The 15,981-nt window shown below is 67.4% G+C and carries 15 protein-coding genes; 11 read left to right on the forward strand and 4 right to left on the reverse strand.

The genetic code is table 11. The features are described from left to right. The first annotated feature begins 673 nt into the window (after nucleotides 1–673). The 4 genes from SOM39_RS05545 (at nucleotide 674) to SOM39_RS05560 (ending at nucleotide 4,434) form a co-directional block, all read left to right on the forward strand. Complete coding sequence (locus SOM39_RS05545; RefSeq protein ID WP_320458059.1) at nucleotides 674–919, forward strand: sigma-70 family RNA polymerase sigma factor; 246 nt, start codon at nucleotides 674–676, stop codon at nucleotides 917–919. 79 nt (nucleotides 920–998) lie between these two features. Continuing rightward, entirely contained in the window at nucleotides 999–2,510 is a 1,512-nt protein-coding gene (locus tag SOM39_RS05550) for an alpha/beta hydrolase (protein ID WP_320457756.1), read from the forward strand. Further along, nucleotides 2,507–3,253 (forward strand): ATP-binding cassette domain-containing protein, encoded by a 747-nt coding sequence (locus tag SOM39_RS05555; RefSeq protein WP_068854388.1) that lies wholly within the window; start codon nucleotides 2,507–2,509, stop codon nucleotides 3,251–3,253. The genes SOM39_RS05550 and SOM39_RS05555 overlap by 4 nt, the downstream gene beginning before the upstream one ends. Continuing rightward, the gene (locus tag SOM39_RS05560; protein WP_320457757.1) at nucleotides 3,250–4,434 is read left to right on the forward strand and encodes an ABC transporter permease; all 1,185 of its coding nucleotides are present in this window, start codon (nucleotides 3,250–3,252) and stop codon (nucleotides 4,432–4,434) included. The genes SOM39_RS05555 and SOM39_RS05560 overlap by 4 nt, the downstream gene beginning before the upstream one ends. Before the next feature lie 139 nt (nucleotides 4,435–4,573). Here the strand turns inward: SOM39_RS05560 and SOM39_RS05565 are convergent, their stop codons facing one another. Further along, nucleotides 4,574–5,590 (reverse strand): energy transducer TonB, encoded by a 1,017-nt coding sequence (locus SOM39_RS05565; RefSeq protein WP_320457758.1) that lies wholly within the window; start codon nucleotides 5,588–5,590, stop codon nucleotides 4,574–4,576. Between the two features lie 157 nt (nucleotides 5,591–5,747). Next, nucleotides 5,748–6,383: a TIGR00645 family protein gene (locus tag SOM39_RS05570; RefSeq protein WP_068854385.1), complete on the reverse strand. Its 636-nt coding sequence runs from the start codon at nucleotides 6,381–6,383 to the stop codon at nucleotides 5,748–5,750. A gap of 107 nt (nucleotides 6,384–6,490) precedes the next feature. Here SOM39_RS05570 and SOM39_RS05575 point away from each other — a divergent pair, with 107 nt between their 5' ends. From SOM39_RS05575 to SOM39_RS05585, 3 genes are all read left to right on the forward strand, one after another. Further along, nucleotides 6,491–7,180 (forward strand): glutathione S-transferase N-terminal domain-containing protein, encoded by a 690-nt coding sequence (locus SOM39_RS05575; RefSeq protein WP_093532681.1) that lies wholly within the window; start codon nucleotides 6,491–6,493, stop codon nucleotides 7,178–7,180. Nucleotides 7,181–7,514: 334 nt separating this feature from the next. Continuing rightward, on the forward strand, nucleotides 7,515–9,743 hold the full coding sequence (locus tag SOM39_RS05580) for a S9 family peptidase (protein ID WP_320457759.1): 2,229 nt from the start codon (nucleotides 7,515–7,517) through the stop codon (nucleotides 9,741–9,743). 146 nt (nucleotides 9,744–9,889) lie between these two features. Continuing rightward, nucleotides 9,890–11,695 carry a DUF885 domain-containing protein gene (locus SOM39_RS05585; protein ID WP_320457760.1) on the forward strand — a complete coding sequence of 602 codons (1,806 nt, stop codon included), beginning with the start codon at nucleotides 9,890–9,892 and terminating at the stop codon, nucleotides 11,693–11,695. Nucleotides 11,696–11,878: 183 nt separating this feature from the next. Here the strand turns inward: SOM39_RS05585 and SOM39_RS05590 are convergent, their stop codons facing one another. Further along, on the reverse strand, nucleotides 11,879–12,337 hold the full coding sequence (locus SOM39_RS05590; RefSeq protein WP_068854381.1) for a hypothetical protein: 459 nt from the start codon (nucleotides 12,335–12,337) through the stop codon (nucleotides 11,879–11,881). A gap of 200 nt (nucleotides 12,338–12,537) precedes the next feature. Here SOM39_RS05590 and SOM39_RS05595 point away from each other — a divergent pair, with 200 nt between their 5' ends. Genes SOM39_RS05595 through SOM39_RS05610 form a run of 4 tightly spaced genes read left to right on the forward strand, consistent with a single transcriptional unit; the run spans nucleotide 12,538 to nucleotide 15,081 of the window. Beyond that, on the forward strand, nucleotides 12,538–12,786 hold the full coding sequence (locus SOM39_RS05595) for a hypothetical protein (protein WP_184125975.1): 249 nt from the start codon (nucleotides 12,538–12,540) through the stop codon (nucleotides 12,784–12,786). 60 nt (nucleotides 12,787–12,846) lie between these two features. Continuing rightward, the gene (locus SOM39_RS05600; protein WP_217538198.1) at nucleotides 12,847–13,764 is read left to right on the forward strand and encodes a bestrophin family protein; all 918 of its coding nucleotides are present in this window, start codon (nucleotides 12,847–12,849) and stop codon (nucleotides 13,762–13,764) included. Nucleotides 13,765–13,787: 23 nt separating this feature from the next. After that, a complete protein-coding gene (gene hemB, locus SOM39_RS05605; protein WP_068854378.1) occupies nucleotides 13,788–14,777 on the forward strand; it encodes a porphobilinogen synthase in 990 nt (329 codons plus the stop codon). 31 nt (nucleotides 14,778–14,808) lie between these two features. Next, nucleotides 14,809–15,081, forward strand: coding sequence for a gas vesicle protein GvpG (locus tag SOM39_RS05610; protein WP_184125973.1), 273 nt, complete (start codon nucleotides 14,809–14,811; stop codon nucleotides 15,079–15,081). 4 nt (nucleotides 15,082–15,085) lie between these two features. Here SOM39_RS05610 and SOM39_RS05615 read toward each other — a convergent pair whose 3' ends face one another. After that, nucleotides 15,086–15,952, reverse strand: a complete 867-nt coding sequence (locus SOM39_RS05615) for a TolB-like protein (protein ID WP_320457761.1) — start codon at nucleotides 15,950–15,952, stop codon at nucleotides 15,086–15,088. Nucleotides 15,953–15,981: the final 29 nt, after the last annotated feature.

The following is a 15,981-nucleotide window of genomic DNA, read 5'->3' on the forward strand; positions in this document are numbered from 1 at the left end:
CGGTGGGCGGCGATTTCGCCAACACCTTCGAATCGGCGATCGAGCTGCTCCGAAGCTTGGCCCAACTGTCCCCGCACTGGTAGACAATGGACGCACGATCCACGCTTGGTTCGAAAGACATCCGCGGAGTGAATATGATGGTAGAAAAGGCTTCAGAATTGGATGAAATCCAGTATTGGATTACTGCAGTGCGTCAGTCCAAGTCGGTAGCATCGACGCTTCGAAGGCTTGGTGAGGTGCGGGGTCTCGATCGTTTCCAGCTGTCCTCAATTGCGGCTGACCTATTCCCAGAGAAGATCAGTGGACAAGATAGGCAAGTGATCTGGAAGTGGAGATATGCTGATTCTGACGAGGGATTCAGTGACGCTGAGGTCGATGAGCTACTCGTGCACCTTATTACGTAGATTAATGCGGCTGGCCGATGGCAGTGCGCGCCACCAAAACGGAAGTCAATGTTGAATCGTCGAGCAGGCGCCCGAAGCCACGGTGCGTGATGTTCATGCGTGGGGGCGGGATGCTGCCTAAGCATCGGCGTGGAGGCGTCTGCGACTGCGCTTGTCTAAGGCCAAGTGGGTGAGAGCGTACCTTCCCGCTTGATCAGCTGGTCAACGACATCGTCGGGCTGGGCCTGGCCTTTCTGCTCGACAGCGAAGCAGCAGAGGTCGACGCACAGCTGTGCACGGCGCAGGAATACACCGAGCGCAGCCTGATGAATTCCCGGCTGCGTCTGGCGCTGCAGCGCCTGCCGGAGCGCTCGCGCCTGCTCATCCATGCGCACTACTTCGAGCATCTGGCGTTCAAGACACTGGCCGGGCAGCTGGGCGTCAGCAAGGGCCGGGTGTCCCAGCTCCACCATGCAGCCCTTCAGGACCTGCGCCGCTTTCTGACGCCATCGGCGCTTCCATCGCGGCCCGGCTAACCCATCCCCCCTTCGGTCACATCCAGCCCGCCCATCCGTCATGGCATGCTGAGACCCTTCAATCCAGGATGCGATCGAAATGCGACTTTCCTGCCGTCCCCTGGCCACCAGTGCGGCGTTGCTGCTGCTGGCGGCCTGCCAGGCCACTCCGGAGGCACCGCCGGAAGGAGCCGAGCGCCAGTACGGAACACTGACGTTCAAGCCCTGCACCCTTACCAGCGCCCAGGCCAGCAACAACGTCGAAGCCGAGTGCGCCACCCTGCAGGTGCCCGAGAACCCCGAGGCGCCCGATGGCCGCAAGATCGGGCTCAACATCGCCCTGCTGGATACCGCCAACGAAGGCGAGGGCAAGCAGGACCCGGTGTTCTTCCTGGCCGGCGGGCCGGGCCAGTCGGCCACGCAGGTGGCGGCCATCATCAACCAGTCGCTGCGCGACGTCCGCAAGAAGCGCGACATCATCCTGGTCGACCAGCGCGGCACCGGCAAATCCAACCCGCTCAGCTGCGTGGATGCCGACGGCAAGGAGCTTTCGTTCGACGAGAACGCGGCGGCCACGCCCGAAGTGATCGCCGAGTTCGCCACCCGCTGCGCTGCCGCGGTGGCCGAGCGTGCCGACACCCGTTTCTACACCACCACCCAGGCCATCGGTGACCTGGACGCGGTGCGTGCTGCGCTGGGCGTGGACAAGATCAACCTGGTCGGCGGTTCCTACGGTACCCGCGTGGCCCAGCAGTACGCCGCGCGCTTCCCGCAGCACACCCGTGCGGTGGTGATCGACGGGGTGGCGCCGAACGACCTGGCGGTGGGCGGCGATTTCGCCAACACCTTCGAATCGGCGATCGAGCTGCAATCCGCCCAGTGCCGCAAGGACGCCGCCTGCGCCAAGCGCTTCCCGGTCGATACCCGCACCCAGCTGCGCAACGTGATGACCACGCTGGCCAAGGCCCCGGTGGAGGTGGAGTACCGTGACCCGGGCACCGCCGCGGTACGCCGCGACCCGATCAGCGCCAACACCGTGACCAGCCTGGCTTTCATGTTCTCGTACATGCCGGAACTGTCCTCGCTGCTGCCGGTGGTGCTGGACGAAGCCGCGCAGGGCCGTTACGCGCCGCTGATGTCGCTCAACAGCCTGGCCACCCGCAACATGGCCGGGCAGATGAACCAGGGCATGCAGTGGTCGGTGATCTGTGCCGAAGACGCCGACCGCTACCAGGAAGCGCCGGCCGGCGACCGCCTGCTTGGCCCGGAAGTGGCGCGCATGTTCTTCGCCGCCTGCCCGGCGTGGAACGTGGGCACGCGCCCGAAGAACTTCATCGCGCCATTGAGCACCGACGTACCGGTGCTGCTGCTGTCGGGCGAATTCGACCCGGTCACCCCGCCGCGCTACGCCGAACAAGTGCTCAAGCACCTGCCCAACGGCCGCCACATCGTGGCCAAGGGCCAGGGCCATGGCACCCTTGGCGCCGGCTGCATGCCGCGCCTGCTCGCGCAGTTCATGGACAAGGCCGACGCCAAGGCACTCGACGCCTCCTGCCTGGATACCCTCACCGCGGTGCCGGCCTTCACCTCGTTCAACGGATGGGAACCATGATCGTCGCCGAGAACCTGCATAAAGCGTTCAAGACCAAGACCGGCCTGATCAAGGCGGTGGACAACGTCGGCTTCCAGGCCGAGGACGGTCGCATCACCGGCCTGCTCGGCCCCAACGGCGCCGGCAAGACCACCACCATGCGCATGCTCTACACCCTGATGTCACCCGACCAGGGTCGGGTGCTGGTGGATGGTCTGGACGTGGCCACCCACCCGGTGGAGGTCCGTCGCCGCCTGGGCGTGCTGCCCGACGCACGCGGCGTGTACAAGCGGCTGACCGCGCGCGAGAACATCGCCTACTTCGGCGAGTTGCACGGCATGAGCGCGGCGCACATCCGCGAGCGCACCAAGGTGCTCTCCAAGGCGCTGGACATGGAAGACATCCTGGACCGCCAGACCGACGGCTTCTCCCAGGGGCAGCGCACCAAGACCGCCATTGCGCGCGCGCTGGTGCACGACCCACGCAACGTGATCCTGGACGAACCCACCAACGGCCTGGACGTGATGACCACCCGCGCGCTGCGGGGATTCCTGCGCGAGCTGCGCGACGAAGGCCGCTGCGTGATCTTCTCCAGCCACATCATGCAGGAGGTGGCCGCGCTGTGCGACACGATCGTGATCATTGCCAAGGGCACGGTGATGGCTGCCGGCACGGCCGATGAGCTGCGCGCGCTGACCGGCGAAGCGAACCTGGAAGATGCCTTCGTGAAGGCGATCGGCAATGAAGAAGGACTGCACGCATGAGCGCGTTTGCCACGTTGTTGACCGTCATGCGCAAGGAACTGCGCGACCTCTCGCGTGACCGCCGTACCCTGGCGCTCACCCTGCTGCTCGGGCCGTTGCTCTACCCGGTGCTGATCCTGGGCATGGGCAAGCTGGCCGAGACCCGGTTCAAGACCCAGATCGACACCCCGCTGGACATTCCGACCATCGGCCGCGAGCACGCCCCCAACCTGGTGCGCTTCCTGGCCTCGCAGGGACTGAACGCGGTGGACCCGCCGAAGGACCTGACCGCGGAGATCCGTGACCAGAAGATCGACATCGCCCTTCGCATCAGCCCGGAGTTCGGCAAGGACTGGGCCGAGGGTCGCCCGGCACTGGTGGAGATCGTGCAGGACAGCACCCGCCGCGATGCCGACATTCCCACCGCACGCCTGAAGGCGGCCCTCAGCGGTTACAGCCAGCAGGTGGGCGCGCTGCGCTTGCTGGCGCGCGGTATCGACGCGCAGGTGGCACGCCCGCTGGACGTGGCCACCCAGGACCTGGCCACGGCCGAGGCCAAGCGCGGTGTGATGCTGTCGCTGCTGTTGCCGATCCTGCTCACCATCACCTCGTTCCTGGGCGGTGCCTACCTGGTGATGGACACCACCGCGGGCGAACGTGAGCGGCAGTCGCTGGAACCGTTGCTGGCCACCCCGGCCCGGCGCAGCGCCATCGTCAGCGGCAAGATCGCCGCGGCCTGCGTGGTGGGCGTGGTGTCGCTGCTGCTCACGCTGGCGGCGTTCAAGCTCAGCGCGCAGCTGTCCACCGGTGCGGCGGCGCGGCAGCTCAACATGGGCCTGCTGTCGATGCTGCAGATGCTGTTCGTGATGATGCCGATCCTGTTCATCGGCACCTCGCTGCTGACCTTCCTCTCGGCAGCGGCCAAGAGCATGAAGGAGGCGCAGAGCCACATGACCTGGCTGATGCTGCTGCCGATGCTGCCCGGTTACGCGCTGATGGTGTACCCGGTGAAGTCCGAGCTGTGGCAGCTGGCGGTGCCGTTCCTGGCGCAGAACCAGATGCTGCTGAAGATCATCCGCCACGAACCGATCAGCCCGCAGATGTGGGCGGTGTACCTGGTGGCAGGCTTCGGCCTGGCCGGTCTGCTGTGGTTCGCGGCCGTACGCCGTTACCACCAGGAGCGCCTCGCGATCTCCGGTTGATTTCCGGGCGGCTGTGTACCGACCAACGGTCGGTACCTACCGCCACGGCAGCCGGTAGGTATCGACCGTTGGTCGATACGGCGGCAACAAAAAACCCCGGATCGCTCCGGGGTTTTTTGTTGTATCCATCAGCAGTGGATCAACCGCCCGGCGCGAACGACAGCGTGCGGCGGGTGGTGACCGGGGCGCTGACCGGTTCGAACTTCCAGCGCTTGACCGCGTTGAGCGCCTCGCGGTCGAAGACGCGGGCCGGGGTGGCGCGCAGCACGCGCGAGCTGGTGACCGAACCGTCGGTGCCCACGGTGATCTCCACCAGCACTTCGCCCGAGGTACCGGCGCGCAGTGCGTCGGTCGGGTAGCGCGGCGCCGGGGTGCTGATCGGACGCAGGGCGGCGGCCGCGGCCGGTGCGGCGGTGGGCTGGCGGGCGGCAGCGGCCTGGGCGGCAGCGGCAGCCTGCTGGCGCTGTTCGGCTTCGCGGCGGGCCGCTGCCTGGCGCTCGGTGTCCTGGCGCTCGCTTTCGCGGCGGGCGGCATCCTGCTGCGCAGCGATCTGCTTGGCCGCTTCCGCTTCGGTGGCCTGCTGCTGGCGCTGCTGGTCGGCCAGCAGCTTGACCTTGTTCTCAGCGTCCTTCTTGACCTTGTCGGTCTCTTCCTGGGTGCGCTTGAGGGCGGTCTGCATGCCGTTGGTGATGCCCGACTTCAGGCGCGGCAGCGCCGGTGCGGTGGGGTCCACCTTCTCGATCAGCGCCACCAGGCGCTGGCCTTCGGTGAAGTCCTCGCGGGTCAGGCTCTGCTCGGCGGCAATCAGCGTGTACGGCAGCAGGTCCGACAACGCGCTCTTGATCGAGGCATCGTCCGGGGTCTTCTCGCGCAGCGCCAGGTAGTACTCCATGGCGTTGTCGCCGGCCGGGCCGTACATGCGGTTTTCGCGCAGGGCCTTGCTGGCGAGGTCACGCAGTTCCTCGGTCCCCATTGACTGGACCTTGGCCGAAACCGCCGGTGCCGGCGGCGCGGCGGCAGGTGCGGCGGCCGTGGCAGCCGGTGCGGTCGGCGCGGCCGGAGCCGTTTCGTCCTTGCCCGAGCAGGCGGCCAGAGCCACCACCAGGGTCAGCGGCACCAGCAGGCGCGCCTTGGCGTTCGTGTTGACGTGCGACATCCAACTCCCCTTTGAAGAACGACGATACGTAAGGCCTGATGCGGTCAGGCCGACCGAAGCCCCGGTACGTTTCCCAGCGTCCGGCGCGGTGCAGCAGGTGCCCAATCTAGCATCCCCGCGCCCTGCTTTGCAGGGCCGGGGCGGGCAGGGCGGGCGCTTAGTGCGCCAGCGACTTGCTCGGGGTGTGGGCCATCAGCTTGTCGGTGTAGGCAATGCCGATCGCCGACAGGATGAATGCGGCGTGGATGATGGTCTGCCACATCACCCCGCTGCCGGTCATGGTGGAGCACTTGAACGAGGCTTCCACGGCCGGGCCGTACTTGGCCACGGCATCCAGCACCGCGGTGACGTACTCCGGGCTGTTGCACGCCGGCAGGCCGTCCAGGTTGCCGGCGCCGATGAAGGTCTTGAGCAGGTGGATCGAGGAGATGCCGATGATCGACAGCGCCAGCTTCACCTTCAGCACGCTGGCATTGACGTGGCTCAGCCACTCCGGCTGGTCAGGGTGGTTTTCCAGGCGCAGGCGCGAAACGAAGGTCTCGTAGCCGCCCACGATCACCATCACCAGCAGGTTGGAGATCATCACCACGTCGATCAGGCCCAGCACCAGCAGCATGATTTCCTGCTCGCCCATGGTGTTGGCCTTGTGGACCAGGTGCCACAGCTCCTTGCCGAACAGGAACACGTAGACGCACTGCGCCAGGATCAGGCCCAGGTACAGCGGCAGCTGCAGCCAGCGCGAGGCGAAGATCAGGGACGACAGGGGGCTGATGGGCTTTTCGGTCGAGCTCATGCTGGGATGCTGCGTTGCGGGGGACGCCGCAGAGTAGCGGGCCGGCATGACCCTGCCAAGCCAGCTGACGCACTAGACTCGGGATTCCTGAACCGCTGGGTCCTGTCATGATCGATCTGTATTACTGGCCTACCCCGAACGGCCACAAAGTCACCCTGCTGCTGGAAGAGCTGGGCCTGCCGTACACCATCAAGCCGGTGAACATCGGCAGCGGCGACCAGTTCAAGCCCGAATTTCTCGCCATTTCCCCCAACAACAAGATGCCGGCGCTGGTCGACCACCAGCCCACCGACGGGGGCGCGCCGCAGAGCGTGTTCGAGTCCGGGGCGATCCTGCTGTACCTGGCCGAGAAGACAGGGAAATTCCTGCCGGCCGACACCCGCGGCCGGGTGGCGGTGCTGGAATGGCTGTTCTGGCAGATGGCCGGGCTGGGCCCGATGAGCGGCCAGATGGGCCATTTCAACGTGTATGCGCCGGAGCAGATTCCGTATGCCATCGAGCGCTACGGCAATGAAGTGCGCCGCCTGCACGGGGTGATGGACAAGCGCCTGGCCAGCAGCGCCTACCTGGGCGGCGACGACTACAGCATCGCCGACATGGCCAGCTACCCCTGGATCGGTGCGTACGACAAGCTGCCGGCCGATTTCGCCGCGTTCCCGAACCTGAAGCGCTGGCACGACGCCATTGCCGCGCGCCCGGCGACCCAGCGGGCCTACGCGCTGAAGCATCAGGTCAACCCGGATGCCGGCAAGCCGCTGTCCGACGAAGAGCGCAAGCACCTGTTCGGCCAGCGCTGAGGCGGGTCGGGTGACATCGCAATGGCCGGCACCACCTGGGCCGGCCAACGGCCGGCGCGACCGGCGCATGCGCCCTGATCCCAATGGTCACGGCGGATGGTCCCCGATTCTGATGGGCCCATGGTCGATTGATCCCAATCCCAATTCGTCCGTAAAAATTCGTAGCCCCGGCCGTTGGCCGGACGAAGTCATCCGAAACCGATCCAACGCGGCTCGCTGCCGCCGTCCCGACGTTTTCCCCCAACCAAGGGACCCGTCAGACAGCGAGACCGATTCCGAGGCCGCCCCCAGCCGCCTGCGTTAGGATGTCCGCCTGCCGTCGCCGGACCCTTCCATGCGCCACTTTGTTGCCTCGCTCGCCCTCATTCTCGCCTCGACCACCATCGCCCACGCCGAAAAGCTCACCCTGGATGCCATCACCGGGCCGCTGCCGCTGTCCGGCCCGACCCTGATGAAGCCCAAGGTGGCGCCGGATGGCTCGCGCGTGAGCTTCCTGCGCGGCAAAGAGGCCGACCGCAACCAGCTGGACCTGTGGGCGTATGACATCGCCAGTGGCCAGACCCGCCTGCTGGTCGATTCCAAGGTGGTGCTGCCCGGCGATGAAACCCTGAGCGATGCCGAAAAGGCCCGCCGCGAGCGCCAGCGCATTGCCGCCATGACCGGCATCGTGGATTACCAGTGGTCGCCCGACGCGCGCACCCTGCTGTTCCCGCTGGGCGGCGAACTGTATCTGTACGACCTGGACAAGCAGGGCAAGGCCGCCGTGCGCCAGCTCACCCACGGTGAGGGCTTCGCCACCGATGCCAAGCTGTCGCCCAAGGGCGGCTTCGTCAGCTTCGTGCGCGACCGCAACCTGTGGGTGATCGACCTGGCCAGCGGTCGCCAGATCCAGCTCACCCGCGATGGCAGCGAGACCATCGGCAATGGCGTGGCCGAATTCGTCGCCGACGAGGAAATGGACCGCCACACCGGTTACTGGTGGGCGCCGGACGACTCGGCCATCGCCTTTGCGCGCATCGACGAATCGCCGGTGCCGGTGCAGAAGCGCTATGAGATGTACGCCGACCGCACCGAAATGATCGAACAGCGCTACCCGGCCGCCGGCGACCACAACGTCACCGTCAAGCTGGGTGTGATCGCCCCGCGCGCCGATGCCGCCGCGCGCTGGGTCGATCTGGGCCGCAACGCGGACATCTACCTGGCCCGCGTCGATTGGCGCGACCCGCAGCACCTCACCTTCCAGCGCCAGTCGCGCGACCAGAAGACCCTGGAACTGATCCAGGCCGACCTGGAAAGCGGCAAGCAGCGCACCCTGGTCACTGAAACGTCGCCGACGTGGGTGCCGCTGCACAACAGCCTGCATTTCCTCAAGCAGGGCGGCTTCCTGTGGTCGTCCGAGCGCAGCGGTTTCCAGCACCTGTACCGCGTGTCCGATGACGGCAAGAGCGTGACCGCACTGACCAGCGGCAACTGGCCGGTGGACGAACTGCTGGCCGTGGACGAAGACGCCGGCAAGGTCTACTTCCGCGCCGGGGTGGATTCCTCGCGCGAAAGCCAGCTGTACGCCGTGCCGCTGCAGGGCGGGGCGCTGCAGCGCCTGTCCAATGAAACGGGCATGCACAGCGCCAGCTTCGCGAAGAACGCCAGCGTGTACGTGGACAGCTGGTCCAATACCACCACGCCGCCGCAGATCGCGCTGCACCGTGCCAATGGCGAAAAGATCGCCACGCTGGTGGAGAACAACCTGGAAGATCCCAGCCACCCGTACGCACGCTACCTGGATGCGCAGCGCCCGGTGGAGTTCGGCACCCTCACCGCGGCCGACGGCCGCACCGCGCTGAACTACAGCCTGATCAAGCCCGCTGGCTTCGACCCGGCCAAGCGTTACCCGGTGGTGGTGTACGTATATGGCGGCCCGGCCAGCCAGACCGTCACCGACAGCTGGCCCGGCCGTGGCGACCACCTGTTCAACCAATACCTGGCCCAGCAGGGCTATGTGGTGTTCTCGCTGGACAACCGCGGCACCCCGCGCCGTGGCCGCGATTTCGGCGGTGCACTGTACGGCGTGCAGGGCACGGTGGAAGTGGCCGACCAGCTCAAGGGCGTGGACTGGCTCAAGCAGCAGCCGTGGGTGGACCCGGCGCGCATCGGCGTGCAGGGCTGGTCCAACGGCGGCTACATGACCCTGATGCTGCTGGCCAAGGCGTCGGACCAGTACGCCTGCGGCGTGGCCGGCGCGCCGGTTACCGACTGGGGCCTGTACGACACCCATTACACCGAACGCTACATGGACCTGCCGGCGCGCAACGCCAAGGGCTATGAAGAAGCGCGGGTGCTGGCCCACATCGACGGCCTGCGCTCGCGCCTGCTGCTGATCCACGGCATGGCCGACGACAACGTGCTGTTCACCAACTCCACCGAATTGATGAGCGCGCTGCAGAAGCGCGGCCAGCAGTTCGAGCTGATGACCTACCCGGGCGCCAAGCATGGCCTGTCGGGCAGCAACGCACTGCACCGCTACCGCCTGGCCGAGGATTTCCTGGCCCGCTGCCTCAAGCCGTAACGCACGCTTCCGGGAGCCCCACCTGGCGCCGTCCGTGCCGGTGGGGCGCGGGCGGGGGCCGCCGGGCGGCGGCCATGACCTCCGGCCGATTGCCGCTGCCTCCCCGAGTGCGTAGGGTCGCAGGCACCCGCTCACTGGAGTCCTGCATGAAGCCGCTTGCCCTTGCCGTCGCGTTGGCCCTTTCCGTCCCCGCCGCGCTCAGTGCGCCGCCGGCCTTCGCTGCCACTCCTGCCGCCACCAAGGCCCCGGCCAGTGCGGCCTGGGTGACCCGCAGCAACGAACTGGCGCAGATCCTGCTCGACGCGCAGGGCCCGTTCCAGCCGGAAGAGACCGGCTTCTTCGGCGTGCCCGGCTACGACGACAAGGTGGCCGATTTCGGGCCGGACAACGCCAAGCGCTACCGCGCCGCGATGGCCAAGGCGCGCGACCAGCTCAAGGCCAAGCTGGCCACCGAGCGCGACCCGAACGTGCGCCAGGACCTGGCGATCATGATCGCCGCCGCCGACGAGAACATCGAAGGCAGCGAACTCAACGAAAAGTACCTGCTGCCGTGGAGCGACACCCCGCAGACGGTGTTCAGCGGCATCAACCTGCTGCTGTCCGACCAGGTGCCGGCCGAGCGCCGCGCCAAGGCGCTGGACCGCCTGAAGGCGTATGCCGGCCTGGCGCCGGGCACCACCGCCATCACCACGCTGTCGCGCCAGCGCTATGAAGAGCGCCTGGCCGACAAGACCCTGCTGCAGCCGACGAAGATCGAGGTCGAGCAGTCGCTGGCCAACGTCGATACCTACATCACCGGCATCGAAAAGCTGTTCGACAAGTACAAGGTCGCCGGCGCCGACGAAGCGCTGAAGACCATCGCCACCCAGCTGCGCGAGTACCGCGACTGGACCAAGGCGGAGGTGCTGCCCAAGGCACGTGCCGATGCGCGCCTGCCCGAGCCGCTGTACGCCTTCCAGCTCAAGCGCGTGGGCATCGACATCGACCCCAAGCTGCTGATGCAGCGGGCGCAGCTGGAATTCATGGAAACCCGTTCGGCGATGCGCCAGCTGGCGCCGCTGGTGGTGAAGGCCAAGGGCCTGAAGGTGGCCGACCCGACCGACCCGGTGGCAGTGATCCGCGCGCTGAAGGGTGACAAGATCGCCAACGACCAGCTGGAGCACCACTACCGCGGCGTGATCGATGCGATCGACCCGATCATCCGCGCCCAGAAGATCGTGGACGTGCCGCAGCGCCCGATGCAGATGCGGCTGGGCTCGGCCGCCGAAAGCGCTGCCTCGCCGGCCCCGCACTTCCTGCCGGCGCCGCTGGTGGGCAACACCGGCCAGCAGGGCACCTTCGTGCTGCCGCTGGGCAACCCGGCCGCCGGCGACAAGGCCGCGCAGTACGACGACTTCAACTTCGGCTCGGCCGCGTGGACGCTGAGCGCGCACGAAGGGCGCCCGGGCCATGAGCTGCAGTTCACCGCGATGGTGGAGCGCGGCGTGTCGCTGGCGCGCACCATGTTCGCGTTCAATTCGGTCAACGTGGAAGGCTGGGCGCTGTATGCCGAAGCCGAAATGGTGCCGTACGAGCCGCTGGACGGGCAGTTGATCGCCCTGCAGTTCCGCCTGCTGCGCGCCGCGCGCGCGATGCTGGACCCGATGCTCAACCTGGGCCTGATCGACCGTGCCAAGGCCGAGCGCGTGCTGATCGACGAAGTGGGCCTGTCGCAGGCGATGGCCACCCAGGAACTGGACCGTTACATGGTGCGGTCGCCGGGCCAGGCGGGCAGCTACTTCTACGGCTACACCCGGATCCTGGAACTGCGCATGCAGACCGAACTGGCACTGGGCGCGAAGTTCGACCGCCTGGCGTTCAACAACTTCCTGCTCGACCAGGGCCTGCTGCCGCCGGACCAGCTGGCCAAGGCGGTCAACGAGGTCTTCATCCCGCGGTACAAGGCAAAGTAATCACCTCCGCGTGGGCCACGACCAACGGTCGTGGCCTACCGACCATTCGAACCGACCATTCGAACCGACCATTCGAACCGACCATTCGAACCGACCATTCGAACCGACCATTCGAACCGACCATTCGAACCGACCATTCGATCGGCTATCGGGTAGGTCACGACCGTTGGTCGTGACCCGCTTTCACCGGGTCGGCGTGATCGTCTGCACCGGCAACCGCTCCGCCGGTGGCGGATTGGGAACCCAGATGGCCACCCCGGCCGCGCGCTTCTGCGTGGTCGGAATGCCGATGCCCACGCCGCCGCCACTGTGCGAACCGTAGCTGCCGCCGCCTACGGACAGCCCGCCGCCCGAGCTGCTGGACTCCACGCCCATCAGGATCACCCCGTTGGCGCCGAGCGCGGCCGCTTCCTTCTTCAGCCGCATCACCGCCGCATCGGTCTGGCCCTGGGTGCCGAAGCCTGCCGCACTGGTGGACTCCAGCTGGGCGATCTCAATCGAACCCGGCGGTGGCGTGGAATAGATCTGCACCAGCGCCGGATCGGTGGGTGCACGGGTCTGGCCCAGCATCACCTTGGAGGTGCTGGCGCAGCCGGTCACGGCCAGCAGCACGCCGAGCAGCGGAAGGAGTCGAATGTTCATGGGTTCACCCTTGTTCGGCCTGGTCGGCCTGCGCCTGGATCATCCGGGCCGGCCACTGAATCGGCGCCAACCCCGTTCTGGCGAACGTTAACACCGCCGGGGTGAGCCTGCCGCATCCCGGTCTTGCCGCCGCCATCACGCGCCACTGGCACGGGGGTCGCTACGCTGCCGCCAGCATTTTCAGGTAAGGGGAGCGGGGCATGGGATTGATCAGTTTGTTGTGGGGCGTCGTGGCCCTGTTGTGGATGATCCTGGCCCTGATCCCGCTGCTGGGCTGGGGCAACTGGTTCCTGATCCCGTTCGCCGCAGTCGGTGCGGTCATCGGCGCGCTCGGCATCCTGTTCACCCACCCGACCAAACGCGGCCGCGCGTGGACCGGCCTGCTGCTCAACGCGGTCGTGGTGGTGGTGGGCATCGTGCGCCTGTCCATCGGCGGCGGGATCCTCTGACTGCGACACCCCGTCGCACCTGCCGGGTTGCCGCACCCGAGGGCGTAGAATGACCGCCCCATGATCATTCGTCCCCGCCCTCACGGCTGGCAGCTGCTGTACATCCTGCGCGGCTCCATCGTGCCTGCCATCGCGCCGAAGGTGGCCGCCATCTTCGTGCTGGCCGTCGCGGTCGCCACCTTCGCCGAACTGGCCCACCCGCCGGGCATCGAGCGCGTGTCGGTGGCGCCGTTCACGCTGCTGGGCCTGGTGCTGTCCATCTTCCTGAGCTTCCGCAACAACGCCTGCTTCGACCGCTGGTGGGAAGGGCGCAAGCTGTGGGGCCAGCTCATCTATGAATCGCGCAGCCTGGCGCGGCTGTGCAGCACGCTGCTGGCCGGACAGCCGGCGCGCGCCGACCGCATCTGCCGCCTGGCCATCGCCTTCGCGCATGCACTGGCCGCGCGCCTGCGCGGGCAGGATGCCGCGCTGGCCGGGCTGCCCTGGGTGCCCGAGGCCGACCGCGAGCGCTACGCGCAGCGCCAGAACGTGCCGGACCAGCTGCTGGCGATGATCGCGGTGGAAACCACCGCCGCGCTGCGCGCCGGCGAGATCGACAGCATCCTGTATGCCCAGTTCGAAACCCGCCTGCATGCGCTGTCCAGCATCCAGGCCGGCTGCGAACGCATTCTGCTGACCCCGCTGCCGTTTGCCTACACCCTGCTGCTGCACCGCTGCGCGTGGATGTTCTGCGTGCTGCTGCCGTTCGGCCTGGCCAGCTCGCTGGGCTGGGCGACCCCGGTGGTGTCGGCGGTGCTGGCCTATGCCTTCTTCGGGCTGGACCAGCTGGGCGAGGAAATGGAGGAACCGTTCGGGCTGGAACCCAACGACCTGCCGCTGGATGCGATGGTCCGCACCATCGAAATCGACCTGCTCGACAGCCTGGGCGTGCGCCCGCTGCCGGAACCCCTGCAACCGCAGCGCTACCTGCTGCAGTAACCGAATACCGTCTGGAGCATCCCATGGCCCACCCCGACTATCGCCCCCGCCGCATGCGCCACGACGAGTTCTCGCGCCGGCTGATGCGCGAAAACACGCTGACCACCGACGACCTGATCTACCCCGTCTTCGTCCACGAGCTGGCCGGGCGCGCGCCGGTGGCGTCAATGCCGGGCGTGGAACGGCTGTCGATTGATGAGCTGCTGAAAGTGGCCGAGGAAGCGCTGGAACTGGGCATCCCGGTGATCGACCTGTTCCCGGTGATCGACCCGGCCGGCAAGAGCCTGGATGCGGCCGCCGCGTGGGACGAGAACGGCCTGGCGCAGCGGGCGATCCGCGCGCTGAAATCGCGCTTCCCCGAGCTGGGGGTGATGACCGACGTAGCGCTGGACCCGTACACCACCCACGGCCAGGACGGGATCATCGACGACAAGGGCTACGTGCTCAACGACATCACCGTGGCCGCGCTGGTCAAGCAGTCGCTGTCGCACGCCGAAGCCGGCGTGGACATCATTTCGCCGTCGGACATGATGGACGGCCGCATCGGCGCGATCCGCCGCGCGCTGGACGCCCAGAACCACGTCAACGTGCGCATCATGGCGTACTCGGCCAAGTATGCCTCGGCGTTCTACGGCCCGTTCCGCGACGCGGTGGGCAGCTCGGCCAGCCTGGGCAAGGCCGACAAGAAGACCTACCAGATGGACCCGGCCAACGGCGACGAGGCCATGCGCGAAATCGCGCTGGACCTGGAAGAGGGCGCGGACATGGTGATGGTCAAGCCGGGCATGCCCTACCTGGACCTGGTGCGCCGGGTGAAGCAGCAGTTCGGCGTGCCCACCTTTGCGTACCAGGTCAGCGGCGAGTACGCGATGATGAAAGCGGCCTTCGCCAACGGTTGGCTGGACGAACGCGCCTGCGTGCTGGAGTCGCTGATCGGCTTCAAGCGGGCCGGTGCCGATGGCGTGCTGACCTATTTCGCACCGCAGGTGGCGCGTTGGCTGCGCGAACGCTGACAATACGCGTCAACACGCAGACAGGAGCAGGATGATGCAGACGATGGGATGGGTGCAGTGGCTGACCTGGGGCACCGGCGTGCTGGTGTTCGCGGTGGTGATCGGCCTGGTCATCCGTGGCGTGCTGCGTGCCGCCCGCCGCGCGCCCGAGCAACCCTCGGCCGCCGCCCGCCTGGCCCGCGAAGCCAACCTGCCGCCGGCCGTGCAGGCCCAGCTGGCCGCGCTGAACCAGCGCAAGGACAACGGCGAGATCAGCGAAACCGAGTACGAGCAGCAGCGCGCCGCCTTGCTGCGCGCGTATTGAACCCTTACCCGCAGCCAGCCACCGCTGGTGTGCGCAACCTGTAGAGATCCAACCCGCCGGCCTTCGGCGACTTTGCCTGCCCGGCCACCACCATCTCGCTGGGCTTGGATGCATCCACCGCCGGCGCGCCGGTCTGCCCGTCGGCGGTATTGAACGACAACCCCAGCGGCACCGCCGCCGCGCCGTAGTCGCAACCCACCTGCCACACCTGCGAATGCCCACCCGCCATGCGGGTGAACACAAGCGCCCCGCCGTTGCCCAGCCAGTCTCCGCCCAGCTCATCATCCGCGCTGTTGAGCGGCGCCGGCAACGGCGTCGCCGCGTTGAACCCGCGGCCCTGCGCGGTCGCCACGAACAGGTCGAACCCACCCTGGGTGCCCTTGCCATTGCGGGCAAACAGCAGCACCTGCCAATCCGGCCGCAGCGCCGGGCGGCGCTCGTCGGCTGCCGTGTTGACCGTCACCGGCATCGCCAGCACGGTGCCGAAGCTGCCGTCCTCGCGGATCATCACCCCATACAGGTCGAACCCACCGCGCCCGCTGCCGCCGTTGGAGGCGAAGTACAGCCAGGCCCCGTCGTGGCTGAAGAACGGATCCACCTCATCCCCGGCAGTGTTGAGCGCCAGCGGCGCCGGGTCCTGCCAGCGCCCGTCGCGCAGCGTGGCCTGCCACAGGTCCCAGCCGCCGGCGCCGCCGGGCCGGTCGCTGGCCCAGATGATGCGCTTGCCATCCGGCGCGATGGTCGCCTGGGCCTCGTTGGCCTTGGTCGACACCACCCCCATGCCTTCGATGCCGAACTCGGAAAGCGCCATCGCGCCCGGTGCGGAGAGTAAACTCAGGCTCAGCGCGAGCAGAGACAAGGGAGTGCGCATAGTCGCTTCCATTGGGGTTTGCGTTTCAA

The organism is Stenotrophomonas sp. CFBP8994 (assembly GCF_034044835.1).
Classification (GTDB): Bacteria; Pseudomonadota; Gammaproteobacteria; order Xanthomonadales; family Xanthomonadaceae; genus Stenotrophomonas; species Stenotrophomonas rhizophila_A.

Coding starts and splice junctions, on each gene's coding strand:
- SOM39_RS05550 (WP_320457756.1), top strand. CDS start 999: ATGCGACTTTCCTGCCGTCCCCTGGCCACCAGTGCGGCGTTGCTGCTG.
- SOM39_RS05555 (WP_068854388.1), top strand. CDS start 2,507: ATGATCGTCGCCGAGAACCTGCATAAAGCGTTCAAGACCAAGACCGGC.
- SOM39_RS05560 (WP_320457757.1), top strand. CDS start 3,250: ATGAGCGCGTTTGCCACGTTGTTGACCGTCATGCGCAAGGAACTGCGC.
- SOM39_RS05565 (WP_320457758.1), bottom strand. CDS start 5,590: ATGTCGCACGTCAACACGAACGCCAAGGCGCGCCTGCTGGTGCCGCTG.
- SOM39_RS05570 (WP_068854385.1), bottom strand. CDS start 6,383: ATGAGCTCGACCGAAAAGCCCATCAGCCCCCTGTCGTCCCTGATCTTC.
- SOM39_RS05575 (WP_093532681.1), top strand. CDS start 6,491: ATGATCGATCTGTATTACTGGCCTACCCCGAACGGCCACAAAGTCACC.
- SOM39_RS05580 (WP_320457759.1), top strand. CDS start 7,515: ATGCGCCACTTTGTTGCCTCGCTCGCCCTCATTCTCGCCTCGACCACC.
- SOM39_RS05585 (WP_320457760.1), top strand. CDS start 9,890: ATGAAGCCGCTTGCCCTTGCCGTCGCGTTGGCCCTTTCCGTCCCCGCC.
- SOM39_RS05590 (WP_068854381.1), bottom strand. CDS start 12,337: ATGAACATTCGACTCCTTCCGCTGCTCGGCGTGCTGCTGGCCGTGACC.
- SOM39_RS05595 (WP_184125975.1), top strand. CDS start 12,538: ATGGGATTGATCAGTTTGTTGTGGGGCGTCGTGGCCCTGTTGTGGATG.
- SOM39_RS05600 (WP_217538198.1), top strand. CDS start 12,847: ATGATCATTCGTCCCCGCCCTCACGGCTGGCAGCTGCTGTACATCCTG.
- hemB (WP_068854378.1), top strand. CDS start 13,788: ATGGCCCACCCCGACTATCGCCCCCGCCGCATGCGCCACGACGAGTTC.
- SOM39_RS05610 (WP_184125973.1), top strand. CDS start 14,809: ATGATGCAGACGATGGGATGGGTGCAGTGGCTGACCTGGGGCACCGGC.
- SOM39_RS05615 (WP_320457761.1), bottom strand. CDS start 15,952: ATGCGCACTCCCTTGTCTCTGCTCGCGCTGAGCCTGAGTTTACTCTCC.